Origin of the sequence: Streptomyces nodosus (assembly GCF_008704995.1) — a bacterium.
In the GTDB taxonomy this organism is placed as follows: Bacteria; Actinomycetota; Actinomycetes; order Streptomycetales; family Streptomycetaceae; genus Streptomyces; species Streptomyces nodosus.
On the sequence record NZ_CP023747.1, the window covers coordinates 6,346,624 to 6,372,543 of the forward strand.

Annotated in this window: 21 protein-coding genes; 9 read left to right on the forward strand and 12 right to left on the reverse strand. The window is 70.7% G+C overall.

All coding sequences use genetic code 11. The features are described from left to right. Window positions 1-87: 87 nt before the first annotated feature. Together CP978_RS28270 and CP978_RS28275 are read left to right on the forward strand one after the other, a co-directional pair. On the forward strand, window positions 88-1,029 hold the full coding sequence (locus tag CP978_RS28270; RefSeq protein WP_043445403.1) for a LysR family transcriptional regulator: 942 nt from the start codon (window positions 88-90) through the stop codon (window positions 1,027-1,029). A 117-nt stretch (window positions 1,030-1,146) separates the two neighbouring features. Then, window positions 1,147-1,947: an inositol monophosphatase family protein gene (locus CP978_RS28275; protein ID WP_043445405.1), complete on the forward strand. Its 801-nt coding sequence runs from the start codon at window positions 1,147-1,149 to the stop codon at window positions 1,945-1,947. A 59-nt stretch (window positions 1,948-2,006) separates the two neighbouring features. Here the strand turns inward: CP978_RS28275 and CP978_RS28280 are convergent, their stop codons facing one another. Further along, window positions 2,007-2,945: a hypothetical protein gene (locus tag CP978_RS28280; protein ID WP_043445408.1), complete on the reverse strand. Its 939-nt coding sequence runs from the start codon at window positions 2,943-2,945 to the stop codon at window positions 2,007-2,009. Between the two features lie 311 nt (window positions 2,946-3,256). Here CP978_RS28280 and CP978_RS28285 point away from each other — a divergent pair, with 311 nt between their 5' ends. Next, complete coding sequence (locus CP978_RS28285) at window positions 3,257-4,702, forward strand: MFS transporter (protein ID WP_052454331.1); 1,446 nt, start codon at window positions 3,257-3,259, stop codon at window positions 4,700-4,702. Next, on the forward strand, window positions 4,699-5,556 hold the full coding sequence (locus CP978_RS28290; RefSeq protein WP_052454332.1) for an MIP/aquaporin family protein: 858 nt from the start codon (window positions 4,699-4,701) through the stop codon (window positions 5,554-5,556). Before CP978_RS28285 ends, CP978_RS28290 begins: the two co-directional genes overlap by 4 nt. Window positions 5,557-5,710: 154 nt before the next feature. Here the strand turns inward: CP978_RS28290 and CP978_RS28295 are convergent, their stop codons facing one another. Beyond that, on the reverse strand, window positions 5,711-7,606 hold the full coding sequence (locus tag CP978_RS28295) for a CocE/NonD family hydrolase (protein WP_043449709.1): 1,896 nt from the start codon (window positions 7,604-7,606) through the stop codon (window positions 5,711-5,713). Between the two features lie 781 nt (window positions 7,607-8,387). Here CP978_RS28295 and CP978_RS28300 point away from each other — a divergent pair. Next, entirely contained in the window at window positions 8,388-11,096 is a 2,709-nt protein-coding gene (locus CP978_RS28300) for an ATP-binding protein (RefSeq protein ID WP_227745489.1), read from the forward strand. A 28-nt stretch (window positions 11,097-11,124) separates the two neighbouring features. On the opposite strand, the gene CP978_RS28305 is transcribed toward CP978_RS28300, so the two are convergent. Genes CP978_RS28305 through CP978_RS28330 form a run of 6 tightly spaced genes read right to left on the reverse strand, consistent with a single transcriptional unit; the run spans window position 11,125 to window position 17,283 of the window. Then, window positions 11,125-12,000 carry an STM4011 family radical SAM protein gene (locus CP978_RS28305; protein ID WP_043445410.1) on the reverse strand — a complete coding sequence of 292 codons (876 nt, stop codon included), beginning with the start codon at window positions 11,998-12,000 and terminating at the stop codon, window positions 11,125-11,127. A gap of 31 nt (window positions 12,001-12,031) precedes the next feature. After that, on the reverse strand, window positions 12,032-13,390 hold the full coding sequence (locus tag CP978_RS28310; RefSeq protein WP_043445412.1) for an STM4012 family radical SAM protein: 1,359 nt from the start codon (window positions 13,388-13,390) through the stop codon (window positions 12,032-12,034). After that, window positions 13,387-14,193, reverse strand: coding sequence for an STM4013/SEN3800 family hydrolase (locus CP978_RS28315; RefSeq protein ID WP_043445414.1), 807 nt, complete (start codon window positions 14,191-14,193; stop codon window positions 13,387-13,389). The genes CP978_RS28310 and CP978_RS28315 overlap by 4 nt, the downstream gene beginning before the upstream one ends. A 1-nt stretch (window position 14,194) precedes the next feature. Further along, the gene (locus CP978_RS28320) at window positions 14,195-15,373 is read right to left on the reverse strand and encodes an STM4014 family protein (protein WP_052454333.1); all 1,179 of its coding nucleotides are present in this window, start codon (window positions 15,371-15,373) and stop codon (window positions 14,195-14,197) included. Then, complete coding sequence (locus CP978_RS28325; protein ID WP_043445416.1) at window positions 15,354-16,319, reverse strand: STM4015 family protein; 966 nt, start codon at window positions 16,317-16,319, stop codon at window positions 15,354-15,356. Before CP978_RS28325 ends, CP978_RS28320 begins: the two co-directional genes overlap by 20 nt. 7 nt (window positions 16,320-16,326) lie before the next feature. Next, window positions 16,327-17,283 carry an STM4015 family protein gene (locus CP978_RS28330; protein WP_043445418.1) on the reverse strand — a complete coding sequence of 319 codons (957 nt, stop codon included), beginning with the start codon at window positions 17,281-17,283 and terminating at the stop codon, window positions 16,327-16,329. Window positions 17,284-17,522: 239 nt separating this feature from the next. On the opposite strand from CP978_RS28330, the gene CP978_RS28335 reads away from it, so the two are divergent. The 4 genes from CP978_RS28335 to CP978_RS28350 all read left to right on the forward strand — a co-directional run bounded on the left by CP978_RS28335 (window position 17,523) and on the right by CP978_RS28350 (window position 19,636). Then, window positions 17,523-17,849: a hypothetical protein gene (locus CP978_RS28335; RefSeq protein ID WP_043445420.1), complete on the forward strand. Its 327-nt coding sequence runs from the start codon at window positions 17,523-17,525 to the stop codon at window positions 17,847-17,849. A gap of 84 nt (window positions 17,850-17,933) precedes the next feature. Further along, entirely contained in the window at window positions 17,934-18,995 is a 1,062-nt protein-coding gene (locus CP978_RS28340) for a DUF6745 domain-containing protein (RefSeq protein ID WP_227745490.1), read from the forward strand. Between the two features lie 42 nt (window positions 18,996-19,037). Then, window positions 19,038-19,400, forward strand: a complete 363-nt coding sequence (locus CP978_RS28345) for a DUF1304 domain-containing protein (RefSeq protein WP_043445422.1) — start codon at window positions 19,038-19,040, stop codon at window positions 19,398-19,400. A gap of 23 nt (window positions 19,401-19,423) precedes the next feature. Beyond that, window positions 19,424-19,636: a DUF6980 family protein gene (locus tag CP978_RS28350; RefSeq protein ID WP_043445424.1), complete on the forward strand. Its 213-nt coding sequence runs from the start codon at window positions 19,424-19,426 to the stop codon at window positions 19,634-19,636. A 95-nt stretch (window positions 19,637-19,731) separates the two neighbouring features. Here CP978_RS28350 and CP978_RS28355 read toward each other — a convergent pair whose 3' ends face one another. From CP978_RS28355 to CP978_RS28370, 4 genes are all read right to left on the reverse strand, one after another. After that, window positions 19,732-20,214, reverse strand: coding sequence for a hypothetical protein (locus CP978_RS28355; RefSeq protein WP_052454334.1), 483 nt, complete (start codon window positions 20,212-20,214; stop codon window positions 19,732-19,734). Window positions 20,215-20,306: 92 nt separating this feature from the next. Continuing rightward, complete coding sequence (locus tag CP978_RS28360) at window positions 20,307-22,154, reverse strand: alpha/beta hydrolase (RefSeq protein ID WP_043445426.1); 1,848 nt, start codon at window positions 22,152-22,154, stop codon at window positions 20,307-20,309. Between the two features lie 5 nt (window positions 22,155-22,159). Then, window positions 22,160-22,534 (reverse strand): hypothetical protein, encoded by a 375-nt coding sequence (locus CP978_RS28365; RefSeq protein WP_144401499.1) that lies wholly within the window; start codon window positions 22,532-22,534, stop codon window positions 22,160-22,162. Window positions 22,535-23,065: 531 nt separating this feature from the next. Next, window positions 23,066-24,952: an ATP-dependent nuclease gene (locus tag CP978_RS28370; protein ID WP_043445428.1), complete on the reverse strand. Its 1,887-nt coding sequence runs from the start codon at window positions 24,950-24,952 to the stop codon at window positions 23,066-23,068. Window positions 24,953-25,920 lie beyond the last annotated feature (968 nt).

The window sequence follows — 25,920 nt, forward strand, 5'->3', positions numbered from 1 at the left end:
CGGGTGCCGGGGCCGCCTGTGTCTCCGACGTTAAGGAGTGAGCGGATTAACGACAAGTGCATGCTTGTAAGCCGTAGCATTACTCTCATGCAATTGGATCTGAATCTGCTCACCGCACTGGACGCGCTGCTGGAGGAGGGCAGCGTGGCCGGCGCCGCGGACCGTCTGCATGTGACCGCACCCGCTATGAGCCGCTCCCTGGGACGCATCCGGAAGGTGACCGGCGACCAGATCCTGGTCCGTACCGGGCGCACCATGGTCCCCACCGCCCATGCGCTGGCCATCCGTGAACAGGTCCACGACCTGGTGCAACGCGCCCACGCCGTGCTGTCCCCGGAGCAGGAGGTCGATCTGACCACGCTGGAGCGGGTGTTCACCGTGCGCTGGCACGACGCGCTGGCCGCGGCCTGCGGACCTGCCCTGGTGGCCGCGGTGCACCGGGAAGCTCCGGGGGTCCGCCTGAGGATCGTCGCCGAATCGGGCTCCGACACCCCCGAACTGCGCCGCGGCGCAGTGGATCTGGAGTCCGGGTCCGCCGAGCCGGCCGTGCCCGACATCCGGAGCCGCTTCATCGCCGAGGACCGACTGGTCGTCGCCCTGCGCCCCGGGCACCCGCTCACCGCTGAACGCGAACCGCTCACCGCCGAGCGTTATGCCGCCGCGGAACACCTCACCGTCTCCCGCCGCGGACGGCTGCGCGATCCGGTCGACGACGTCATGGACGCCCTCGATCTGCGACGGCGCGTCGTCGCCGCCACCCCCACCGCTGCCACCGCCCTGCGTCTGGCCCTGGGCACCGACCTCCTGGTGACCGTCCCGGAAGCGGTCACCCGGTCCGCCCGGCAGGAACTGGGCCTGGCGACACTGCCGTTGCCCCTGGACATGCCGCCGATCCCGCTGTTCCTCCTATGGCACCAGCGGTACGACAACGACCGCGCCCACCGGTGGCTGCGCGACCGGGCCCATCACGCCATGCAGGCGGTCTTCGCCCCACCGGACGCGCGCGGCAGGAACGCGGGGACCCGGTGAGCACCCCGACCGCGACCGTGGCCGGACCCCCTCCAGGGCACGAACTCCGGCCCCCTGGCGGGCAGATGCAGGCCGAACCGGCTCGGTGCGAGTCCGTACTCGACTATTCTGCGCGGCATGACCAGCTCCTCCACGGATCTCGACGACGCCGGGGTCGCCCTGGCCGCGGCACGGGCCGGCGCGGAGGTGGTGCGCACCCTGTACGGCCGGCGGCTCGCCCGGATCGACAAGGGCGGCGGGGACTTCGCCACGGCAGCGGATGTGGAGGCCGAGCGGACGATCCTCGGCGTGCTGCACGCCGCCCGGCCGGACGACGCGGTGCTCGGCGAGGAGAGCGGACGGCACGGGGATCCCGACGCGGAGCGCCGATGGCTGGTGGATCCCCTGTGCGGCACGCTGAACTACGCCGCCGGCAACCCCCTGGTCGCCGTCAATGTGGCGCTGCGCACGGGACCGGCCGCCGTGGCCGACCCGTTCAGCGGAGAGATCTTCTTCACCGACGGTGAGACCGCCCGGGTACGGAAGGGCGAGGAGGACGACACCCGGCTGACGCCCACGTCCGCCGGCCGGTTGGTGGACGTCAACCTGGATCCGCCGTTCCCGAGCGCGCCCGGATTCCGGGCCGTGGACCTGTTGGCCCACCCCGGGTTCGCCGAGCGGTTCCAGCCGCGGGTCCTCTCCACGACGCTCGCACTGGCCTGGGTCGCCGCCGGAAAGCGCGCCGCCTATGTCACCGACGGCGCCGACCCGTCCGCGAGCGTCCACTTCGCCGCCGGCATCGCACTGTGCAGAGCCGCCGGCTGCGTGGTCACCGGCATCGACGGCACCCCGATCGGGCCGGCGAGCCGCGGGCTCGTCGCGGCCGCCGACGCCGAGACCCACCGGCACCTGATGTCCCTGATCCGCGATCCGCACTGACCGCACGGGCGGCCGCTCGTCCGGCCGTACGATCCTGATCACGGGTTCACGCGGCCGGCTCACACGGTCGGGGTCTCCGCCCCGTCATGGATCTCGGCGACATAGCCGCCCGGGAATCTCACCAGGGCGCTGTTGCGGCCCGCGGCGCGGTGCGGCCCCCACAGGACCGTCGCTCCGGCCGACTTGGCCTTGGCCAGAGTGTCCGTGAGACGGGTGACCCGGTAGCCGGTGGTCTCCCGCCCGAACGGATAGGGCAGATGCCCGTCGGTCACCATCACCAGGGTGTTCCCGAAGGGGGAGGAGAGGCTGATCCTGCGGTACGTCCGGCCGGACAGCCCGATCTCTCCCGCGTCCGCCTTCCTGTCGTCCGACACGACCGATCCGCCGGTGAACGCCAGATAGGAGCGGGTGAAGGCGCTGACCGCGTCGGCCGGGACATAGACCCGGTTCTCCGGAACCGTCGCCAGCGGCTGGTACGACGGCGCGGTGGTGTGCCAGTACACCTGGGTGTTGATGCCGCCGGGGAACTGGATGACGGCGTCCCGGCCGATCGGGTCGGAGAACGGGGAGACGAGAAGGTGTGCCCCGCTGGCCCGGGCGCGCCGGATCCCGGCGTCGAAGTCCTTCAGGAGCCAGCCGGTGCGCTCCGCTCCGAACGGATACGGCACGGGTGTCTCGAAGCCGAAGACCGACAGCGTGCCGACGGGCGAGAAGATCAGCTCGGACTTGGTCCGGCTGGGGGTCGGGGTGACATCGGTGTCCGCGACGGCGGTGCTCGTTCCCCCGAAGGTGGCCTTCCAACTGGCGGTGAACGCGGCCAGCTCGCCCGGTGCGACATACACATGCGCGGTGTCGTACTGAGGGCCGACGGCTATCCGCTCCCGGCTGCTCCGGTCGGCTTCCTGGTCGCTGTCCGCCGAGGTGGAGGACGCCGGGGAGAGCAGCACGGTCGACGCGACCGCCATGGGCAGCAGACAGGCGAGAACACGGTTCTTCATGGGAGCTCCTTCAGGACGAGGAGGCCGACGGCGACGCTCGCATCCGGATGGCGGCGGCCCGGGACCGGGCCTGATCGGTACTCGTGCCGTTCCGGCGCAGGACCAGGGCGACGCCCGCCAGGCCTCACCACGCCCTGTCGACATGGCGGGGTCAGGCGCTCACACAGCGTAAACAGCGGGCCGGAGTGCCGCATCCTGGGGCCGGAGATCCGGACGAGTGGCAGGTCCCGCGGCCACGGCCGATCATCTCGGTGGGGGCATTCCTCCGCGTTCCGACGGAATCATGCACCCCTGCTCCGGGGGCGGCGGGCATGGTCGCTCTGGTGCAGACCGCGAGCAGCCTGCCCGTGCTGCTCCTGGGCCTGCTGGCCGGCGCCCTGGCCGACATCGTCGACCGCCGGCGACTGCTGCTCCTGGCCCAGGTGCTGATGGTGGCGGCCGCGGGACTGCTGGCCGCCCTGACCGCGGCGGGACACATCAACCCCTACGGCGTACTCGCCCTGACCTTCGTCCTCGGCTGCGGCACCGCGCTGATGAACCCCGCCTGGCAGGCGATCCTGCCCGAGCTGGTGCCCCGCGACCAGATCCCCGCCGCCGCGACCCTGGGCGGGGTGAACATGAACCTCGCCAGGGCCGTGGGCCCCGCCCTCGGCGGCCTGGTGGTGGCCCTGGTGGGCACCGCGGCGGTCTTCGCCCTCAACGCGCTCTCCTTCGTCGCCACCGTCGCCGCGCTGCTCACCTGGCACCGGCGGAGCGAACCTGACCCGCTGGGGGCCGAGCGGATGCTCCCCGCGGTGCGCGCCGGCTACCGCTATGTGCGCCATGCCCCCCGGGTGCGCCGGGTGCTGGCCCGCACCCTGCTGTTCGTCCCGGCCGGCGCCGCCCTGTGGTCGCTGCTGCCCGTCCTCGCCCGGCGGCAGCTGGGGCTCGGCGCGGGCGGATACGGGCTGCTGCTCGGCGCGATCGGGGTCGGGGCCGTGCTCGGTGCCGTACTGCTGCCCCGCGTCCGCGGCCGGTGGTCCAGCAATATGGCGCTGGTGGGCGGGGGAGTCCTCCTTGCGATCGTCCTCGCCCTGCTGGCGCTGGTGCGCGTCCCCTGGCTCATCGGGGTGGTCCTGGTGCTGTCGGGCGTCGCCTGGGTCGCCGTACTGTCCACCCTCAACTCCCAGATGCAGGTCACGGTGCCCGAATGGGTCAGGGCACGGGCCCTGGCCGTCTATCTGACGGCCTTCCAGGGGAGCATGGCCGTGGGCGCCGCGGTGTGGGGAGCGGTCGCCGACGCGGTCGGTGCGGGCGCCGCCGTGCTGGTGGCCGCGGTGGTGCTGGCCGTCGGCTCACTGGCCGGGTATCGCCTCGCGGTCCCCGACAACCTTCTGGACCGGTCTCCCGCACTGCACCACCCGGCACCCGTGATGATGCTCGATCCCGCGCAGTTCGCCGGACCGGTCCTGGTCACCGTCGCCTACCGGGTGCCCGCTGACCGCGCCGACGCCTTCGTCACGTCGATGGGCACGGTAGGACGCTCCCGGCTGCGCACCGGCGCACTGCACTGGAACCTCTACCGGGACGGCGCGGACCCCGAGCGCTATCTGGAGACCTTTCTGGTGGCCTCCTGGGAAGAACATCTCCGGCAGCACGGCGGCCGGCTCACCGGCTACGACCGGGAGGCCGAGGCGAGGACCAGGGCCATGCTGGACCCCACGGACTCCCTCCAGGTCTCCCACTACCTCCCGGCCAGGGCAGGAGGCCGGCCATGACACATCCCTCCCGCGACCCCGCACCGTCCGGCCCGCCGGAACCGCAGAACGGAGCCGACAGCCGCTTCACCCCCGCGGTGATCGCACAACGCAGCGCCCTGGAACTGCTGCTGACGGCCGTGCTGCTCTTCGGTGTGGTCACGATCGTGCGCTGGGTCGCCGGACCCTCCCCCCTCTCGGCGGCCGTCCCGCAGATCCATCTGCAGCTCCTCATCATCGGCGGCGGTGTGGGGCTGCTGCTGGCCGCACTGATCATCAGCCCGCCCGGCAGAATCTCCGGAGGGCACATCAACCCGGCGATCTCACTGGCCATGTGGCGCTTCGGCGTCTTCCCCGGGGCGGCCGTCACCCCCTATGCGGTGGCCCAGCTCGTCGGCTCGCTGCTCGGGGTGCTCGCGGCCCGAGCGCTGTGGGGTCCGGTGACGGGGCGTCCGCCCGTCACCCATGCGGCCCTGCAGCCCGCGACCGGCTGGACGGCCGCCGAACTGTTCGTGGTGGAGGCCGTCAGCATGGGCGTCATCGTCTATCTGGTGGGATTCTTCCTGCAGAGCCCCCGGCTGGCCCCTCTGGTCCCCTGGCTCGTCGGACTGCTGATCGGAGGGGCGATCGCCGGTCTGGGCACCACCTCCGGAGGATCGGACAACCCCGCACGCCAGTTCGGCCCTGCGGTGGTCTCCGGCAGGCTCGGCTTCCTCTGGGTCTATCTGGTCGCACCCATGGTCGGGGCCGTGCTCGCGGCCCTCGTCCTCCAGCAGGTGCGCACCTGCCGGGAGGTGCGCACCCACCGGCTGTGCGGAACCCGCGCCGACGGCTCCGCCCTCACCGCCGAGGACACGCCGGACACTCGGCCGTAGCCGTGTGCGGGCCGGTCCCGCCGGGCCGGATCGCGCATCCCCCTGTCCCGCCGGGGCCGCGGCACCCGCGTGCCCGGGCACGGACGAGGGGCCGGCGCCGGCGGGCGTTCCGGGTCAGGTCCGGAAGCCACGACCGCCGACGCCGGCCCGGGGATCAGAGGTGGTTGCCCGGGAGCACCGTGAACGTCGCGGGACCGGCCTGCAGATTCACCGTGTACTGGCGCAGATAGGTGTCCAGGAACGGTGAGCGGCCGCCGGCGGTGGCGATGTCACGGGCCGGGTCGTTCAGGGCCAGCCGGAGCTGCGCGCCCTTGACCTCGATCGTCTCCTTGGACGGGGTGGCCCGCCAGGAACCTGTCTGGATGGAACCGATCTCCACGGCCAGGACATGCCCGGCCGCCAGGGTCCAGTCGGTGGCCTTGAGGTCGACCGTCATCCGGCCCGAGTGCAGCAGGGAGACCTGCTCGTCGAACATGACGGCGGTGCCGTTCGGAGCCACGTCGTACAGCTTGAGCATGACGTTGCCCGTGCCCTTGGCGGTCAGGGAGACCTGCGGGGTGCCGGTGACCCGCGCGGACTGCCCGAGCGGCTTGGACCACACGAAGAAGCTCGAGGTGACCTTGCCGTCCTTCTGGAGCTTCGCCAGTCCCTTGGCCAGTCCCTTGGGGGCCGGCTGCTCGGTCGCGGGCGCGTTCTCCATGTCCCAGGTGCCGGACGGCCGTCCGAGCGTCTGCGGCGTCTGCTCCCCGGACGCGGCCAGGGCCGCACGGCCCGAGGCGCCGCCGTCGTCCAGGTACGAGCCGTTGCCGAGCGGCAGGGTGACGGACCGCTTCACCTCCGGCCAGGTCTTCTGGGTGCGCCAGGCACCGGTGGAGTCCTCCACGACATAGGCCGGGTACTTCACCTTTGGCTTGATGCCCTTGAGGTACTCGTCGTAGAAGGACAGGGTCTCGTCGTACCAGCCCTCGCGGCCCATGGCCAGGCGCCCGTCGCCGACCCGGTCGCCGCCGCGCACATGGTCCCACTGGCCGAGCCAGCCGCGCTCGGGGCCCACGTGGTTGTCGAGGTACTCCTGCATCTCCTCGGGCTTGGTGTTGTTCTCGACGAAGCCCTGAGTGACGAACAGCGGGGTCGTGGTGCCCTTGGCCATCTTCGCCAGGTCACGGTCCGTCCAGTGCTTGTCCTTCTGGTCGGCGATCTTGTATCCGGCCGAGTTCTCCGTGAGGCACTCCGGGTGGGTCTTCTCCCACTCGGCGTTGGCCAGGTAGTGCGGGTCGTCGTCCGCCAACTGGGGCAGCGTGGCGATGCCGTTGTAGGCGTTGGCGGTGCCGGTGACGTTCGGGCGGGGCACCCCGTTGGAGTAGATGTACTGGTACATGTCCCAGACGGGCTCCTGGGCGACCACGGCCTTGAGCGGCTTCTGCTTCAGGTCGTTGCCGATCAGGCCTGTGACGGCGTCGTACGACTTCCCGTACATGCCCACCGCGCCCGTGCTCCACGACTGCTTCGAGGCCCAGTCGACCGCGGCCTTGACATCGGCCTGCTCGCCGGGGCCGCCCCAGTCGAGGCAGCCGGTGGAGCCGCCGAAGCCCCGCAGGTCCACCATGACGAAGGCATAGCCGCGGGCGAACAGGTCGGTGCCCTCGACGAAGTCCTGGAAGCGGGACGAGGGACCGGTGTGCGTCCAGCCCTCGGGGTCCGTCTGCCCGGAGTGCCCGAAGTACGGGCCGATCGACAGGATGACGGGAACCTTCTTGCCCCGGGGCAGGTTCTCGGGCAACAGGACGTCGGCGTGCAGCTCGGTGCCGGAGCGGTCCGAGGACGGGAAGTAGTGCTGCGTCCAGACCGAGCCCTCCGGGACACGGTCGTTCTCCTGGTGCGTGACGGGGGTGGTCGCGGTGGCAACCGCCCCCGCCCCGGCCTGCGTTGTGGTGGTGGGCTCGGTCGCCGTGCCGGGCGCCGCGGTGGCAGGACCGGCGAGCGTGGCGGTCAACGCGAAGGTGGTGACGAGAGCCGAGGCGGCCGAGGTGGCCGCGCGACGTCTGTTCACTTGCTCCTCCCGGAGAGTCAGGTGCGGGGCGGTGCAGGTGGTGCGGTCGAGCGGCGGCTCCTGACCGGCCGCCGGCAGGGCGACGCGAGGCAACTCGCACGCATATCCGGATCTCGGACGTACGAGCGGGCGGGAGCCGTCGGCGACGGAGCCTATGATCGTCATTTAATCGAGTCAACAGGTCCTTAAGTTCTGCCTGTTGCCGATGTGGTCGGGGTGGTGCCCGAGGCGGCCGGTGCGGGTGTGTGACCTGCCGTGATGTTCCACGCGGGGGTGCGCCCGGGGCCGCCTCGGACCGTCACGGCCGCCGACCGCCGATGACCGTCGCGACCGTGGCCTCCCTCGCCGCCGGCGCTGTACTGTGCGCGGGCGCGGCCGGAGAGATCCCGGTCTGCCTGGACTGCCTTCTCAGCGGCGTGGCGGTCTGCATCGCCGTGGCGGTCGGCACCAGTTGGGTCGAGGAGCCCTTCCGGGCCCCGCACGACCCGGCGGCCGACGTCGGCGCGGGGGCACGGCGCGCTTCCCTCTCCCCGACCCTCGGCTTCGGCCTCGGCGCGGGCGTGGCCGGCGCGCTGGGTGTTCGGCTCGGCCGCGTCCGTGGCGCACCCGGCCGGCCCGCCCGTCCGGGAGCGTTCCGGCGTGAGTGCCCTCGAAACGGCCACCGCAACCAATTCCCCCGCACCTCTGCGGTCCGCGTCCGCGTTTCGCTAGGCTTCCGGCATACCGGCAGATCAGGGGCGGCGGAGTGTCGGAACGGCAGCGCACCGGGAGGACCACCATCGTGGAGGGACGCGATCGTCCGGGGAACTCCCTGTACGAACGCGAGAGCGAGATGACGGCCGCTCAGGACGCGGTGGAGGACATCTGCGCGGGCGGTGGGAGCGGCGAACGCGGGCGCGGCGGGCTGCTGTTCTTCAGCGCGGCCGCCGGACGGGGCAAGACGACCGTGCTGGCCGAGATCCGGCGCCTCGCCGCCGCCCGCGGCTGCACCGTGCTGTCCGCGCGGGGCAGCGAGCAGGAGCACACGGTCCCCTTCCATGTCGTACGCCAGTTGCTCCAGCCCGTCCTCGCGTCCTGCACCGAGGCCGAGCGCCGCGAGATCTTCGGCGGGTGGTACGAGATCGCCGGCCCGGCCGTCGGGCTGTTCGCCCAGCAGACCGGTGCCGCGGCGCCGGACCCGCAGGGCGTGCGGGACGGTCTGGACTGGGTCGTCACCCAGGTGGCCGTACGCCGGGCCCCGGTCGTGATCGTCCTCGACGACGCCCACTGGGGCGATCTGGAGTCACTCGCCTGGCTCGCCGCCTTCGCGGGCCGGGCTCAGGAACTCCCCGTGCTGGTGGTCCTCGGCTACCGCCCCGACGAAGTACCCGCCGAGGCCCGGACGTTCCGCGAACTGCTCGACGGGCGCGGCGCACGCGCGATCCCGCTGCACGCCCTCAGCCCGGAGGCGGTGGCCGGACTGGTGCGCGGTTCGCTCGGAGCGGGAGCCGACGACGCCTTCTGCCGCGAGTGCTGGGTGGTCACCGCGGGCAACCCCTACGACGCCGTCGAACTCATCGCCAAGGTCCAGGACCGGGGCCTGGCCCCGGACACGGAGTCGGCCTCCCTGCTGCGTGAACTCGGCGCGGGCGCACGGGGCACCGGACTGGTCAAACGGCTGGAGCGGCTCGGCAACGCCGCGGTCCGGCTCGCCTGGGCCGCCGCGGTGCTCGGCACCGAGATCTCCGCCGATCTGGCCGCGACGGTGGCCGGACTGCCCCCGGCCGAAGCCCGGGCCGCCGTGGACCGGCTGCGGGTCGCCCGTATCCTCACCGGCACCCGGACCCTCGAGTTCATCCATCCGCTCATCGCCACCGCCGTCTACCAGGCCATCCCGCCGGCCACCCGCACCGGCCTGCACGGCGAGGCCGCCTGGGCGGTGGCCGACGCGGGCCTGGGCATCACCGCCGCCGCCCGGCACCTGCTGGAGACCCACCCCGAGGGCGATCCGCACACCGTGCGGCAACTGCGTGCCGCCGCCCGCGAGAACCTCCGGCTGGGCGCGCCCGACGCGGCCCGGCGCTGTCTGGAACGTGCGCTGCGCGAACCCCCGGCGCCCGAGGACCGCGCGGGCGTCCTCCATGAACTCGGCTGCTCGGCCCTGCTCACCGCCCCCGCCACCACGGTCAACCACCTCACCGCGGCCCTGGAGCAGCCCTGCCTCGACCCCGAGCTCAGACAGGATGCCACCTTCCGGCTGGCCCAGGCCTTCGCGCACAACGACGAACTCGCCGAGGCGGCGGCCGTCGCGGGCGCCGAGGTCGCCCGGGCGGAGTCCCCCCGCGCACGGCTGCGGCTGCAGGTGGCGCACTACCTGTGGCTGGTCTTCGACGCACACGAGAAGCGGGCGTCCGACCGCTCCCGCCGCCTCGCACGGCTTGTCGAGGACCTGCCCGGCGAAGCCATCGAGGAGCGGGCCCTGCTGTGCCTGCGCACCTGGGACGCGGTGCTCTGCGGGGAACCCGCCGCGGACACGCTCGCCGTCGCCGCCCGCGCCATGGGCCTGAGCTACACCGACCCGGACTGGGGCTTCGAACTGCCGAGCGTGGCCGCGCTCAGCTATATGTACGCCGACGAATGCGACCGCGCGGAAGAACTGTTCAGTTCCGCCATCGCCGAGTGCGAGCAGGTCGGGTGGAGCGGCGCCCACCTCTCCTTCGGTTTCACCCTCCTCGGCCTGGTCCGGCTCCGGCGCGGCATGCTCGTCGAGGCCGAGGAATGCGCACGGGAAGGAGTACGCCTGGCCGAGCGGGTCGGCGACCGGGTCCCCGCCCGCTGGTACGCCGTCGGGCTGCTGCTGGACGTCCTGCTGTCCCGGGGGCACCTGGAGGAGGCGCTTCGCGTCGCCAGGACGTGCGACTTCGCGCCCCCCTACCCGAACGCGGTGGTCTTCCCGGACTCCCAGACCGTCCACGGGCGGCTGCTGCTCGCCCGTGGCCTGCGCAAGGAGGCCGAGGCACAACTCACCGCCGCCGGGGCACGCCTGGAGGCCAAGGGCATACTCAACCCGACCTGGTGCCCCTGGGCGGGACACCTGGCCCTCGCCGTCGCCGAGGAGGACCCCGGGCGCGCCCGCGCCCTCACCGCGACGATGCTGCGCCGGGCGGAGCGCTACGGCACCCCCACCGCCATCGGGGAGGCGCTGGGCTTCAGCGCGACGGTGGCCGAGGACGGGCAGGCGCTGCCCCTGCGGGAGCGCGCGGTGGAACTGCTTCGCCGATCCCCCAGCAGGCACGCCTACGCCCAGGCCTTGATCGACCTTGCCGTGGAACTCGGGTGCGACGGCCCTGCCGGCAGAGCGACGAGGCTTCTCTCCGAGGGCGTCGCCCTGGCGGACCGGTGCGGCGCCGACCACCTCGCCCGGCGAGGGCGCGCCGAGATGAACCGGGCCGGTCTGCGGCTCCAGGGGGGACACCCCGCGGCGCAGCACGGCGGGAACGCCGCGGAGTAGAGACGACCGCTCGGGGGACACCGCCCTCTCAGCGGTCCCGCGGGACTCCCGGAACGGAGGGCGGCGCGGCCGGTATCCGCTCCAGGACCCCGCCCGCGAACACGTCGTACAGCGGCAGCGTCTCCAGATGGACATAGCCGATATGGCAGTCGCAGACGGCCAGCGGGCAGGCGCGGGGCCGTAGCGCCCGCCGGTAGGAACCGTCGTACAGATTGCCCAGCTCCGACCGGACGAAATGGCAGCGCCGCACCGTGCCCTCCCCGTCCACCGAGATGACCGACTCCCCCGTACGACAGGGCAGTCCCGCGCTGCGGTGCGGCCGGCGGCTGTAGGGGAACAGCGGGTCGAGGGCGGTCCACCCGTCGGCCTCGGCATCGGTGTAGCTGTGCCCCTCGGCGGCGTTCACCCACAGATACACGGGGGAGGGGAGGTCCTCGCGCAACCGGCGCGCCATCTCCAGGTGTTCGGGGAGGCCGACGATGCCGACACTGTGGCGGACCCCGCGGGCGGCCAGATCGCGGCACTTGGCGAGGAAGCGGTCGTAGGGCGTCTGCCCGGGGTGGAAGGTGCACCACAGGGCGAGGGTGTCCAGGTCGGCCGTGTCCAGCCAGTCCGTACGGCAGCTGAGATTGGTCTGTATCGCCACCCGGCGGGTGTGCGGCAGCCGGCTCAGCTCCACCAGCGCCCGCCGGTACCAGGAACGCACCAGGCCCTCGCCCCACGGGGTGAACAGCAGGGACAGGCTGTCGCCCCGCTGACCGGCGGCCCAGGCGGTGAAACGCTCCAGGGCGGCGCGGTCCGCCGCCAGTTGGTCACGGCTGTCCCGGCGCTTGGCGAAGGGGCAGTACGGACAGTCGTAGTCGCAGGACGCCAGCGGGCCGCGATAGAGGATCGTCAGGTCCATAGGGACTCCGTCACTTGGGTTCGCACCGCGGTCACTTGGGTTCGTACGCGGCCATGCGCTCCCGCACGGCGGCGGAGAACAACTCGGGGCCCAGCGCATCGGAGTGCGCCAGACCTTCCGGAGAGAGCCGCAGCAGCTCCGGGCCGCCGGAGTCGTCCAGCCAGCCCCGGTCGTGGAAACGCTCCAGCTCGACGGCGAAGTCCTCGCCGGGCGCGCTGCCGAAACGGGTCCGATAGCCCGCGACGGACATGCCCTCGGCCTGCAGCATCGACTGCAGCAGATGCCGGCGCCTGGCCTCCTCCGCGTTCATCTCCCAGCCGAAGTCGGCATGCCGGAAGTCCTCGGCCGAGCGGGCGGTGTAGTCGTCGATGATCCCGCGTATACGGTGCATGTCCACGGCGTAGTCGAAGGAGTAGTGCACCCTCCGGGTGTACGAGCGGGAGCCGCAGCCGAGGCCGACCATGCCGTCGGTCTGGCACGCGTAGTCCTCCCCGCCGCCGACGGGGGCGTCCCGACGGCGGAACATCCGCATCGACACCTGCTCATAGCCGCGCGCCAGCAGATGGTCGCGGCCGTGGCGGTACAGCCGCAGCCGCTGCTCGTCCCAGTCGGCTTCGCCGGCCGCCCGGTCGTGGTGCCGGCCGAGACCGGTCAGCGGGCGCACATAGAGGGGATAGAGATACAACTCCTCCGGCCGCCAGACGAGGGCGGCGTCCAGGGACCGGGTCCAGGTCTCCTCGGTCTGGCCGCCGATGCCGTAGATCAGATCGATGTTGAGGACCGGGATGCCGGCGGCGCGGATCCGGGCGAGGGCCGCCTCCACCTCCGCCCGGCGCTGGGGGCGTACCGCCGTCCGCGCCTCGGTGTCGACGAAGCTCTGCACACCCAGGCTCAGCCGGGTGGCGCCGCGGTCGGCCAGCACGGCCAGCCGGTCGGCGGTCGCCGTGGCGGGCGAGGCCTCCACCGACAGCGGGATCGCGGTGAGATCGGCACCCAGCCCGCGCTCGGCGAGATCGCACAGCCGCTCCAGCTCCGCGGCCTCCAGGAACGTCGGAGTGCCGCCGCCGAAGGCCGCGTTCGCGAACCGCGCCCCGTCGCCCAGCGCCTCGGACACCGCGGACGCCTGACGTTCCAGCGCGTCCAGATAGGCGGTGGTCAGCCCCTCCGGAGCCCCGATCCGGGTGAACAGATTGCAGAAACCGCAGCGGACCTCGCAGAACGGGATGTGGAAGTAGAGCGAGAGGGCGTCCTTCGGCTCCCCCGCCCACAGCTCCCGCAGGGAGGCCCGCTCCCGGCGCAGCGGCCGGTACGCGGTCTTGTGCGGATAGGCGTAGACATACTGCTGGTAGGGGCGGACGACGGGCGCGGTCGCCGTTTCGGTGCTGGTCATCGGGCCTCGTCGACGAAGAAGTGGGCATAGGGCACGGTCCAGACGACCTCATGGCCGATGCGGTGGCCGGTGTGACCGTCCTCCCCGTACGCGGTGCCATGGTCGGAGCAGACGATGGCGAAGCAAGGGCGGCGGCTGCCGACGGCGGCCAGCAGACGCCCCATGTGCCGGTCCACATACTCCAGCGCCGCGGCATGGGTGGCCCGGGTGTCGCCGGCCTCGCGGGTGGCGCCCGGCAGATGGAACCAGTTGGGCTGGTGCAGGGCCGACACATTCACAAAGAGGAACAGCCGCTGCTCCTCCGGGAGTCCGGCCACCACCTTCTCCGCACAGGCCACCTGGGCCTCGAAGGAGGTGGGGGAGGCCACCCCGAACTCCGGCTCCCAGTGGCTCTCCTGGAACATCCCCGGCAGCACCGAACCCAACGCACCTGCCTTGTTGAAGAAGCCCACGCCGCCGATGCAGACGGTGCGATAGCCCACGGCGGCCAGCCCCGAGACCAGATCGGGGGTGTCATAGACGAAGGTGCCGTTCGCGGTGGTCTCACTGCCCGCGAAACGGGCGGCGAACAGCCGAGGATGCGGACCGGGGGCGGCCGGTGTCGGCAGGAAACCCGCGAACATCGCCTGATGGGAGGCGTAGGTGAAGCTGCCCGGGGCGTGCCGGCGCTCCCAGGTCCCACCCGGCAGATAGCGGGCCAGATTCGGGATGCGTCCGGCCGCCGCCAGCTCCTCGGCCACGTCGTGGCGGAGTGTGTCGAGGGTGACCAGCAGAAGGTCATGGCTGCCCACGACCTCGTTCATGTCAAGCGATGGTGTCATGGTGGTGCTCCTTGCATGCCGCCCCGGGTGGGGCGGTCGGTGCGACGGACGGTGCGGCCGTCATGGCGGCTGTCTGAGCGGCATAGGTGTCCAGACCCTCGGCGCCGGAGCCGGGCAGGCCCCTGAGACGGGGCAGCAGATCCCCGAAGGCGTTCACCTCGCCGACGGCGAACCGGCGCCACCCGGTGGCCGGCAGGATGTCCACGCCGACGCACAGCGTGCCCGGGAAACAGGCGGCCGCCCGCTCGGCCGTGTCCAGCACATCGGTGAACGAGCCTCCCGCGGCCCGGATCGCCGCACGGGCCAGGTCCAGATCGCCGCGGGCGCCCCCGAGGTGCAGATTCGTCATGGGGTGCCGACTGGTGCGTACCACTGCATGGGTGGCGCGCCCCGCCACCACGACCACCCGCAGATCGGCGGCCCGGCCGCCCTGCGAGGCCTTGGGCAGCCACCGCTCCACATGGAGCCCGTCCGGGACCAGGGCGTCCACGAGGGCGGCGACCTCCGTCTCCGAGGTGTAGTGACGCACCCGGAGGGAGTTGTACAGACGGCCGTCGGGAGCGGTCTCCACGGAGGTCGTCGCCTTGACCCGGCCGGGCCCCGCCCACGACAGCGCCACGACACCGGAGGCCGACGACCCATGGGCCGGCTTCAGGAACGCCCGGGTGACACGGGCCGCCTCCAGTCGCTCCCTGAGCTCCTCCCAGCCGCCTACCGGGCCCGTCAGCGCCGGCGGAACCGGGACCCCCGCGGCGGCGAGCCGGGCATGGCAGCGCCGCTTGTCGAACAGGACCGCGACATCCTCCGGGTCGGCCGTCGGCACCGCGCCCGCACACCGCGCCGCCGCGGTCACCTCCCGGACCGCCGCGGTGAAACGGCGGTGCCACAGAGCCGTTCCCTCGACCCGGGTGGGATCGTCGATGCCCCGCAGCAGCCGGTCGACCTCGGCGTTCTCCCCCGGGGAGTCGATCCGAACCAGCTCGCCCGGTCCGAAGGCGTACCGTCCGCGCAGCACATCCCGCCAGGCGAGCACCCGGGGCGCCGGGTGCCCCGCCGCGCGCACGGCGTCGGCGAACATGGCCGTCCGCCGGTTCTCGGGATTGCCGACGACGGCGAACCGCAGGCCGGAGGCGGGCGCCGGGCTACTCGGAGACCGCGACATAGCGCCACTCCTGGTCACCCCAGCTGTGGGGAGTCTGATGACCCGACAGATCCACCTCGGTCCCGGCGGAGCCCAAGGCCGCACGGATCCGGTCGGCCATGGAGTCGCTCAGGAAGTGGTGGTGCAGATCCAGCCGCTTGAGATGGGTCAGTGGCTGGCCGTGGAGCAGCGCTTCGCCCCCGGTGTCGGTGAGGGTGCCCATGGACAGGCTCAGCGACTCCAGCTGCGCCACCAACGGCGCCGAGGCGACGGCCGCCGCGATCTCGTCCTGCAACTCGCTGTCCTGGAGCCCGAGGTGGCGCAGCGCCGGGAAGTGCCCCTGGGCCAGGAGCGGCGCGAGGTCGGCCACCGTCGCGTCACCGCCGTAGTGGGACACCCCGAGCCACAGCTCCAGGTGCTCCAGAGCGGGCAGTTCGCAGGCGCCGATCGCCCGTACCACCTGCCCGGGCAGCCCACCCGACTCGAACCGCAGCACCCGCAGCGCGTCATGGCGCACCGGGCGCAGCGACAGTGACTCCTCGCCGAGCCCCTGCGAGTCACCGCCGCGGACCCCCAACTCCTCCAGGAGCGGGAAGGCCGTCAGGACGGGCGTGACATCGGTGAGCTGCAGCCAGGAGATCTCGCACTCCTCACCGGTGACATCGGCGAGGAACAGGGCACGCAGCGCGGGGAAGCGCTCCGCCTCGGCCACGATCAGCTCCAGCACCGGACGCAACTCGTCATACCCGTCGTCCCACCAGGGCCCGATGACAAGAGCCCGTACCTGCGTGCTCGGAACCCGCTCGGTAAAGCTCTCCCACAGCTCGGGGAACGGAATCTCCCCGGCCGCGTAGCAGTCCAGCCGCCAGGCCACGTCCCCCGCGGCCGGAAGCGGCTCTTCCGAGGGCTCGGGCAGGGTGAAGACGGGCAGTCCGTGAAAGGTATCGCTGTTTCGGGTGACGGTCACGACGGCCTCATTCCGCGACGGCGGTGAAACGGTGGACGACGCCGTCGTCCTCCCAGGTGTCACCGGGCTCCGACAGGTCGACCGCGACACCGGAGGGCTCCAGCGCCTCCCGGATCCGCCGGGCCACCGGCTCGGTGACGTAATTGTGGTGGAGGTCGAGCCGGGTCAGATGGGTGAGCGGCTGACCTCCGAGCAAGGCCGTCGCCCCTTCGTCGGTGAGCACTCCCATGGACAGGTCGAGCGACGTCAACTGGGCGATGACCGGGGCTCCGGCGACGGCCGCGGCGATCTCGTCCTGGATCTCGCTGTTGCGCAGCCCGAGATGGCGCAGCGCCGGGAAGCGGCCCTGGGTGAGGAGCGGCGCGAGATCGGCGACCGACGCATCACCGCCGTACTCGACCACCCCGAGCCATATGTCGAGGTCCTCCAGCGCGGGGAGCTCACTGGCCGCGACACCGCGCACCACCTCGCCGGGCAGGCCCCCGGCCTCGAAGCGGAGCCTGTGCAGGTGCTGGTGCCGGACCGCCGGGAAGCGCAGCCCGGTGCCGCCGCGGATCCCGAACTCCTCCAGCAGCGGATACGCCTCGAGGACCGGGGTGACATCGGACTGCTGGATCCAGGAGATCTCCGCCTCCTCCATCTCCAGATCCCCGATGAACACGGCCCGGAGCGCGGTCAGCCGGTCACGGGCGTCCACGAGTCGCCGCACGATGCCGCTGGAGTCGTCGTCGTACGCCTCGCCCCACTGACCCACGATGATCGCGCGGACACCGGAGAGATCCACGGAGTCGAGGAACTGCTTCCACAGGTCGTCGAAATCCCCGTACGGGGAGTCCCCGTAGGGATCGGCCGCCAGCCGCCAGGCCACGGCGCCCGCCTCCGGCAGCTCCCGCTGCCCCACGGCCTCGGCGAAGTCGAAGGCCGGAAGGCCATGCAGTTCCTGCAGATGCTCGACGTGGGACATGTCGCTGGCCTCCTGAGACCGAACACGGTGCGTTGCCGCGCAATGTTCTACCAAGCGGCACTGACAACGCCGCTGACGGGATGTGTCAGGACCCGGTCCACGGGCCGACCCGGAGGCGGTCCGCGCACTGACCCCAGCCCGCTCCAGGGGGCGTTGTCAGACCCCCCGCTTAACGTCATGGACATCGATCGGCGACGGGCCGAACGGGCTGAACGGATCGACGGGGAAGGGAGACACGTATGTACCGGCAGGGGGACGTCCTGATCGTGCCTGTGGCGGAGGAGGCCGTGCCGCCGGGCACGGACCGGTTGCCGCACCAGCCGAGGGACGCACGAGGGAGGCTCGTGCTGGCCCTCGGCGAGGTCACCGGACACGCCCATGCGGTCGTCGGGCCGGGGACGCTGGTCCGGGAGGCGGGACCGTTCGGCGCCTCCTACCTCCGGCTCCCGGACGGCGGACGGGTGGTGCACGAGGAGCACGCGGCGATATCGCTGCCCAAGGGCTGGTACCGCGTGGTGCGGCAGCGCGAGTACGCGCCCGGCGCGGTGCGCGTCGTGGCCGACTGAGCCGACGACCGCGGCAGTGAACCGAGACTGCGAACCCAGACAGCGAACCGACACGGCAGATCGAGAAGGCGGAGGAGCGGAGAGATGACGACACAGGTCGAGACCGCACACATGGAGACCGGGCAGACGGACAGGACGGCGCTGTGGCGCGAGGTGGCGTCGGCGACCGGCCCCGCGGACCGTGCGGCTGCCGAGGAGGGGGTGTGCCTGGCCTACCGGCTGGCGGGCCTGCCGGAGCCGGAGCACATCGTCTGGGCGGGCTCGCCCCATGAGGGCGTGGCCCTGGCCGCACGGCTCACGGCGGAGGGCACGGCCGGCCGCAGCGTACGCGACGCGGTGCGCACCCGGCCCTGGGCCGCCGCACGCGAGCGGGTACTCGAACGGCTCGGACCGTCCGGCTGGGCCGCGCACTGGGCCCTCACGGGCGCTCAGCTGTGGGACGTCACGGTCGCCCTGACCGAACGCATACGGACCGGCGTGGTCGAGGCCTCGACCGGCGTGGCGGCGGACGATGAGCAGGCCGTCCGGCTGGTCCTGCTCGACGCGGTGCTGGGCCAGCACGACGCGGCCTGGCTGGCGGCCTTCGACGGCCAGGACGGCGCGGAGGCCCTCGAAGGGATCAGCGCGGTCGCCCGCGCCGCGGGCTGGTGGTGGCCCTACGAGAAGACCGCGGTCGTCTCCGAACGCCCCGTGGAGCTGCACCGGGACGAGGCGGGCAGGCTCGACCGAGCGGACGGTCCGGCGCTCGCCTTCCCCGACGGTTTCGCGCTGCACGCCTGGCGCGGCATGCCGGTCCCCGCCGCCTTCCTCGACGAACTCGCCGCACTGACCCCGCGCCGGATACGCGAGGAGGAGAACGCCGAGCTGCGCCGGGTGATGCTGGAGCACTACGGCTACGAGCGCTATCTGGAGGAGTCCGGCGCCCAACCCGTGCAGCGCGACAAGGCGGGCGTGCTCTGGCGCATCGAACTGGAGGGGGACGAGCCGCTGGTGATGGTCGAGGTGGTCAACTCCACCCCGGAGCCCGACGGCACCCACCGCACCTACTGGCTGAGGGTCCCACCCCGCACCCGGACCGCCCGCGAGGGCGTCGCCTGGACCTTCGGCCTCGACGAGGCCGATTACACACCGGAGAAGGAGACCTGAGACACCCGCGCGGTCGCGGGAACTTGTGTGAACCTAGTACCCATGTCGATCATCGCAACCACCGTGGTACTGCTCATAGCCGCCCTGCATGTCTACATCCTGGCCCTGGAGATGTTCCTGTGGACCGGCCCGAGGGCCCGGGCCGCCTTCGGTACCACCGCCGAGTTCGCCTCCGAGTCCAAGGCACTCGCGGCCAACCAAGGCCTGTACAACGGCTTCCTCGCCGCCGGTCTGGTGTGGGGCGCGGTGGCGTCCGATCCGGTGGGCTTCCAGGCGAAGGTGTTCTTCCTGGTGTGCGTGGCCGTGGCCGGCGCATACGGCGCCGCCACGGCCAGCCGGAGAATCCTCTTCGTCCAGACCGTTCCGGCCCTGCTCGGCCTGGCACTGGTACTGGCAGCCCACTGAACCGCACCCCCTGAGAGAAGCCCATGATCGACCACTGCTGCCCGGCCATGGCAAGCCACGCCAACGGCCACTGCGACCAGCACACCGACCCCTTCGACTGCCCGGACGCACTGATCGCCTTCAGCGCCGAGCCTCCGGAGTACGGACTGATCATCCACGACGGCGGCACGTCGATCATCGGCATCCACTTCTGCCCCTGGTGCGGCCGACGCCTCCCCGAGGCGCGGCAGGAGTGAAATCGAGCGCATCCGTGCTGCTCCTCGGCGGACGGGATCTCAGTGCGGCTCACTGCCCGGGACGCGGCGCGGGACACCGCACCGACGCGAGCGAGTCAGAACTCCTTGTTGAGGTCCGTACCCTCGGGGGCGCGGAAGCAGCCGGAGACGACATTGACCTGGATCATCGGCTCCTTGGTCCCTGACGGGCCCGTGACGTGCAAGGAAACATTGACGGAGAAGGGATCTTTCTCTGAATCCGCGGTGAGTTCGAGATTCTTATTGGCGCTGGTGTCCCGACCGTATGCGACGACTTTCCATCCATTCTTCGGAAGCTTCTCCCGCAGGCGTTGGAAACCTGCCTCCAGCGTGTCGGGTTTTACTTCGTAGATCGACCAGGGGTGGCGCATGAGGTAGAGGTGATCGGGATCTTCGTCACAGAGGGATACGCCGGCCCCTCCTCCCGCCACCTTTCCTTCCTTGATCCCGATCAGATCGAGAATCTGGCTGGAGATGTTGTTGGCCTTCGTTCTGGCCTCGTTGACAGCGAGGACCGTAGGTTCGGCGGTGGTCGCATCGTTCGTGTCTTCTGCGTTCATGCTTTTTGAGCACCCTGTCATGACGAGGACCAGAAGGCCGGCTGCCGCACACAGGGCCAGCTGTCGTCGTGCGTGTTGATGCCTGCGCGGAATCACTTTTTTCCCTTAACGTCATCATATTTTCCCACGACAACTGCAGCCTGGTTGCTCAGCGAAAGTGACCCCTTGTTCCAATAGTCGCTGTGCCCGCTGGTGTCCACATCCATCCGATGCCCCCCGAACGCCTCGTCGGACGGGATCGTCGAGATATGCCCTGCCTTGTAGGGAATCCCGTGAAAATAGTGCACGCCCCATTTGTCGCCCGCGAGAAACGGCCGTCCGATGTAGGGCACGGGATCGTCACCGGCAGCTTCGGACCACACATGGTCCCTGCCCACGCCAAGGTCGCTTGCGTCGCCCACCAGCATGCCCGGGCTGCCGGCGACCACGATGTCGTCGGCAGCGATGTGGTGTTCCTTGGCCGCGGCCCCGACGACGGTGGTGCCGTAGCTGTGCGCGATGACCGTGGTGTGGTGTGACGGTAGGCATACGGCGTCACTGCCCTGGGCGGCCCGCAAGCCGTCCAGGAAGCTGTTGAGCTTGGGCGCCGCGCCATAGGCGTAACTCGGCCTAGGGGAATCGGTGACGAGATTCTGCGGGGCGTCGTAGCCGATCCAGGTGATGGTGGACGTGGCCTTGCCGGGTGCCATCTGCTGAGTCTGCCGCCATGTGTCCGTCATCCGCCTGATGTCGCCGCTGGCATCCTCCAGCTTCGAGCCCGTCCCGGGCACGAACACGGCGGTGTGATCCGCTGTGTCCGGGTTGCCGTTGGCGATGATCGCGTGTCCGTCGCCCTTGGTGTCGAAGCCCAGCAGATACGCCTGCGGCAGGCCGGGCTCACCGTTCCGGCCGGGCACGCCGCTCGCGTCCAGCCGGTCCTGGATCGCTTGCATGCCCTTGAGTTGGGCCCGCAACCGCTCGCCGCCGCTCTTGTGCCACTGCTGCCACAGGGGATTGACCACCGCTGAGGGAGGATCACCGACCTGAACGTACTGCGGAGGTTCGGGTCCAAGGCGCTCGTACTGCTGCGACAGCAGTGCGCGAGTCTCCGCCAGCACCAGCCGGTTGGAGGTGTCGCGTACTTCGGACGGCAGGCCGTCGAGCGCGCCGATCTCGGCCGGGTAGAGCGTGGCGTACTCGTCGCGCTGCCCGTCGGTGAGGTCGCTCCACCACTTCCTGTTCTCGGCGGGCGAGTTGCCGTGCGGGATGCCCTTGTCGTCAAGGAAGTTGCCGACGGCCTTGCGAACGGCCCCCATGTCCTTCGCGGCATCCACCAGTATGTCGTCGGTGACATCCAGCCCGGCAGGCGCCTTGAGCGCGCGGAGCACCGGTGCATAGCGCGCGTCGATCTCGCTCGCCTGGCGCACGGCGCTCGCGATACGTTCCGCGATGTCCTCGGCCATGGCCTTGTTGGCGTTGGAGCCGCCCTCGCCCCAGCCGGGAAGAAAGGGGACCAGGGCGCCCGCTCGCGCCGTACCACCGCCCGCACCCGGGGCGTACGGGCCCGGAAGGACCGGCGACGACGTGCCGTCCATCGAGACAGGCGCGGGATACGTCACCGAACCGTCCCCGTTCACCGTGAACTTGAGCGCCTCGGCGTCCTCCAGCGCCTGCTTCAACTTGCGTTGAGGTCCTTCCAGGTCGGCGGCGAGGGACTCCAATGTCGTCCGGACCAGACCACACTCGCCGTGGACGTACCGGTAGTTGCGGCTGAGGCGATCCAGGTCGCCGGCTGCCTTGGTGGCTGTCTCGCCCTTCTGGGTGGACCGAACGGGAATCGTCATCTCCCGGTCCACCCTGAGGCGGGCCGCGTCGGCGCGGCGGCTGACCTTGCCCCAGCCGTCCGCGTCGTGCCGGTACCGGGACAGCTTCACGTCCCGTAACTGCTGCCAGGTGGGCACCGGCCTCACCGTGCCCAGTCAGGGGTGTTGCCGATGCGAACGGCAGCCGCCCGCCCCTTGACGTGCCGGTCGACCTCGCCGAAGTGCGTTCCGGTCCTGGCCAGGGACCCGTGCAGCCGCTCGCACTCACTCCGCACCGTGGTGAGCCGGGCCTCCCAGGTGGTGCGGATCTCGCTCAGCGCGGCCGTACAGTCGAATCCCTGGGTGCCGCTTGCAGTGCCGGTGCCGGCTTCCTTGAGGTCGGCCAGACCGCTGTTCGTGGCGGTACGCAGTTCGTCCGCCACACCGGAAGCGCTCGTCCAGGGTGTCTTACTGATCCGTAGATCGGCATCATCGGCCCGGGGCGGAACCCCGGCGGCCTTCTCCCAGTCAAACCCCACGAGCTTGCCCCTCCCGCGCCATGGGCGGTCCCTCCCGTGTCTCACTGTGTGAATGCGCGACCGCAACGCTGCGCTGAACCAGAGCAGGCTAGAACTCCGCACCGCCTGCTCTCATCCGCTCTGGTCGCCACAGGATCTGAGTACGTGTACGCAGAGGGAAACCGCTGTACGGGAGAAAAGGGCACGCCCCTGGCACCCCGGTCACCGAGGCCGTGGAACTCGGGCTCGCAACCAGGCCTCTCCATGGCTCCTCAGCGGTAGTCCTCGGGATGAGACTGCAGCCACGTGTTGACCTCATCCCGGGTGTCCAGCAGAAGCCTCTGGTGCCGCTTGAGGTTCTGGAAGGAAGAGCGGTCTCCGATGGCGTCCTGCATCGCACGGATCCGGGCGAGGGCACCGGCGAGGCATCGGCGAAGTGTCCGGCGCCCTTCGGGCCGGCGCTGAGGCCGACGGTGAAGATGCGATGCTTGGTGCCGATCAGTCGTCGCCCAGGGGCAGCAGGAGCAAGCCTTGGGCGTCGACACGTCGAGGCTAGGGCCGGGGCACCGACTGCCCTGCCATGGCCCTCACGTTCTCCAGCAGCGCGTGGAGCAAGTCGGGTTCACCGTCGGCGGTGCGTGTGGCCTCGGCGTAAGTCGGTACGTGCTTGCCGTGCACGTAGCCGGCACCCTGCTTGATCAGCTCCTGGCAGCGGGCGTCCCAGGCGGGCCAGCGGTCGCTGAGGTACGTGTCGAGGTCGTCCTCGAAGACCGTGTATGTCCCTTCGCACGTGGTCGTGGGACGCGGCACAGCGGGTGCGCCAAGGTAGTCAAAGATCCGCAAGTTCTTCCCGGCCGACTTCCGCACCTTGTCCTCCTGCTGCGGATTCTCCAGATTCTTGGGCCCGGTGTCCGCATCGAACACGAGGTAGCAGCGCACGTCGAACCCCGTGAGAATGGCGTGGCAGAGGACCATGTTGTCCTTACCCTCAGCGTTCAGCACGCAGATGCCTTCGGCTCCCAGGTTGAGGCCCTGACGCTCGGCGAAGGCCAGGAGGACGCTCTCGTCCGTCGCGCCCTCGACCACGACGGCGACATTGGCGAACATCGCCTCGGCGAGGTTCTTCACGTAGCGAGTAGTACCTCGCCGTGCGATCGACCTCTCGTTCACATAGCCGTCGAGCGACTGCCGCAACTGTTCTTCAGTGAGTTCCCGCAGGCATACCTCGGGGTGCTCGCCGGTGGCGACGCGGTACAGCCTGCGGACCTGCTGGTAGTCGCTCGGGTCGATGAACACCGGGCTGTGCGTCGCGTACATCACCTGGGTCTGGTCCTGAGCCGACTCGACCAGGTTGCGCAGTACCTGCGCGAAAACCCTGGTCTGTGCCGGGTGCTGGAACAGCTCGGGTTCCTCGACCGCCAGGCACAGGGAGCGCGTGCCCGTCTCAGGACGGCGGCAGTCCGAGAGGTACCTGAGCGCGGCGATGATCAGCGCACGCTGGAAGCCGTGCCCCTGACGCCGGACCGGAGTGAGGGCCGCTCCGTCGCGGATGTTGACGGCGAACGCGGTCCTGGCCCGCTTCGGTACCTGGGCCGTCGGCGTGACGACGACATCCCGTCCGGTGGTGAACCGGCCGACCTCTTCGGACAGGGCGCCGGACAACTTGGCGAGCACTGGCTCGTAGATCTCCTTGTGCACCTTCTCGCGGGCCGCCTGGGCGTCCTCGTCGATGGCCGTGAACTGGGCTTCCGCCTCCGATCGATCCACCGCGTGCTCGAGGATCCGGCCCACCACGGACGTCTTGTTGTCGTCGGTTTCCTCGTACGCTCGCAGATCGGCGGAGATGAAGACGAAGTCGATCAGCTTGCCGAGGAGCCCCTGGCCGGCGAAGCCGAAGAAGTGCGTGCCTTCGACTTCGGCCTCGGTGAGCTGGTCACGGTGCGTCGCCTCCCAGGAGCGCATCGCGGCCTCGGCGTTGTCCCAGCTGCGGACGGCAGGCAGGCCGAGTGCCGGGTCGCTCTCGCGTAAGGCCTTGTACGCGGTGGTCTTCTCCCGACTGCCGGCGCCCTGCCGGATCCGTTCGAAGGGAAGATAGGCCAAGGCCTTGCCCGTGATGCGGTCCTCTCCGTTCTCCCAGGTGCGCCAGATGCTCAAGGTGTGCACGCCGTGCGGCGCGTAGTGGCCGAGCGCGACACGATCCGACTCGGTGAGCCCGTCGAACTCGACCTCCACGCGAATCCGCTGGGTCTCCGCAGCCGAGTGGACGTCCTCCTCGCCGAGGGTGCCGCCCTTCTCGCCGTTGAAGAACCAGTCGAGGGCGCGCAGGACGGTGGACTTGCCGACACCCGTCGGGCCGATGAGCGAGGTGATGGAGTCGAAGGAGACGTCGAGGCTGCGAATGCAGCAGAAGTTCTCGATGTGGACGCGCTTGATCTTCACGGCTTTCCTGACGTGTGACGGAGCGGAATGCCCGGCTCTCGGTGCGGAAGTCGGATCGGAGGTCGCGGCACCGGTGGCGGGGCGTCGAGTGAGGCGACGCCATGACGCCCGGCTGCCAACGGGCATGTGGGACGGGTGTTTCCGGTGGCGCCACCGGCTATCATTGGAAGCATGACCACTTAAGCACGCCAGTGAAAGCGCTGTCAATCGTCATGATGGAGGTGGGGCTGTGGAACGGATCGCGGTGCGACGCGCGGAACTGGGCGAGTTGGAAGACCAGTTGGCCAGGCGGCCGACACGGCGCTGTTCACGGTGCGGAACCAACTCGGGCTTGCCAGGTGCGGGACGCAGGCTGCCGCAGTGAAGGCGATCATGTTGAGGGTCGATGCGATGGCATCACCAGCCGCATGATGACGCGCTAGGGTTACGGCTCACGGGACATTCGTCGACAGAAGTGCTAGCTGCTGTGCCACCGTGTTGAGTCGTCAGCGAGGTTGTCCATACCAGAGGCGCGGACGGCATCAAGTCGGGCAAACTGGTTCACCAGGCTCATCGCGCAGGCCCTGAACTCCTACACCGACAAGGTCAACTGGCAGTACTTCCAGGAACGGTACGCAGGCCCGCGGACGCCATCGTCGATCAGCGGATCAAGATGGCGGCGAGGTACGCCGCGCTCGAAGGCGGACTCTCTGACGGAGATAGACGCCGAGTCAGGGGATCTGAGCGACATCCTCGACGCGGCCGACCGAGTGGCCACGGTGGATGGTGCTGTCAACGCGTGTGAGGATGCCGTGATCTCCGAACTTCGAGACCGCTGCAGCCGAGTCTGACACCGTCCTGCGCCACCTCCCACAATGGCGAAGCTCTGACGCGTGAGTTGCGGGTCCCGCCTAGACGATCAAGGCCGCGGACTCCCGCCCGCAACCTGCATGAGCGACGTGCCTTCGGCGGCCGAGGCCGCCGGAACG

Bases quoted from the DNA above. Each gene is read 5' to 3' on its own strand.
- CP978_RS28270 (WP_043445403.1), top strand. From the start codon at position 88: ATGCAATTGGATCTGAATCTGCTCACCGCACTGGACGCGCTGCTGGAG.
- CP978_RS28275 (WP_043445405.1), top strand. From the start codon at position 1,147: ATGACCAGCTCCTCCACGGATCTCGACGACGCCGGGGTCGCCCTGGCC.
- CP978_RS28280 (WP_043445408.1), bottom strand. From the start codon at position 2,945: ATGAAGAACCGTGTTCTCGCCTGTCTGCTGCCCATGGCGGTCGCGTCG.
- CP978_RS28285 (WP_052454331.1), top strand. From the start codon at position 3,257: ATGGTCGCTCTGGTGCAGACCGCGAGCAGCCTGCCCGTGCTGCTCCTG.
- CP978_RS28290 (WP_052454332.1), top strand. From the start codon at position 4,699: ATGACACATCCCTCCCGCGACCCCGCACCGTCCGGCCCGCCGGAACCG.
- CP978_RS28305 (WP_043445410.1), bottom strand. From the start codon at position 12,000: ATGGACCTGACGATCCTCTATCGCGGCCCGCTGGCGTCCTGCGACTAC.
- CP978_RS28310 (WP_043445412.1), bottom strand. From the start codon at position 13,390: ATGACCAGCACCGAAACGGCGACCGCGCCCGTCGTCCGCCCCTACCAG.
- CP978_RS28315 (WP_043445414.1), bottom strand. From the start codon at position 14,193: ATGAACGAGGTCGTGGGCAGCCATGACCTTCTGCTGGTCACCCTCGAC.
- CP978_RS28320 (WP_052454333.1), bottom strand. From the start codon at position 15,373: ATGTCGCGGTCTCCGAGTAGCCCGGCGCCCGCCTCCGGCCTGCGGTTC.
- CP978_RS28330 (WP_043445418.1), bottom strand. From the start codon at position 17,283: ATGTCCCACGTCGAGCATCTGCAGGAACTGCATGGCCTTCCGGCCTTC.
- CP978_RS28335 (WP_043445420.1), top strand. From the start codon at position 17,523: ATGTACCGGCAGGGGGACGTCCTGATCGTGCCTGTGGCGGAGGAGGCC.
- CP978_RS28340 (WP_227745490.1), top strand. From the start codon at position 17,934: ATGACGACACAGGTCGAGACCGCACACATGGAGACCGGGCAGACGGAC.
- CP978_RS28345 (WP_043445422.1), top strand. From the start codon at position 19,038: ATGTCGATCATCGCAACCACCGTGGTACTGCTCATAGCCGCCCTGCAT.
- CP978_RS28350 (WP_043445424.1), top strand. From the start codon at position 19,424: ATGATCGACCACTGCTGCCCGGCCATGGCAAGCCACGCCAACGGCCAC.
- CP978_RS28355 (WP_052454334.1), bottom strand. From the start codon at position 20,214: ATGAACGCAGAAGACACGAACGATGCGACCACCGCCGAACCTACGGTC.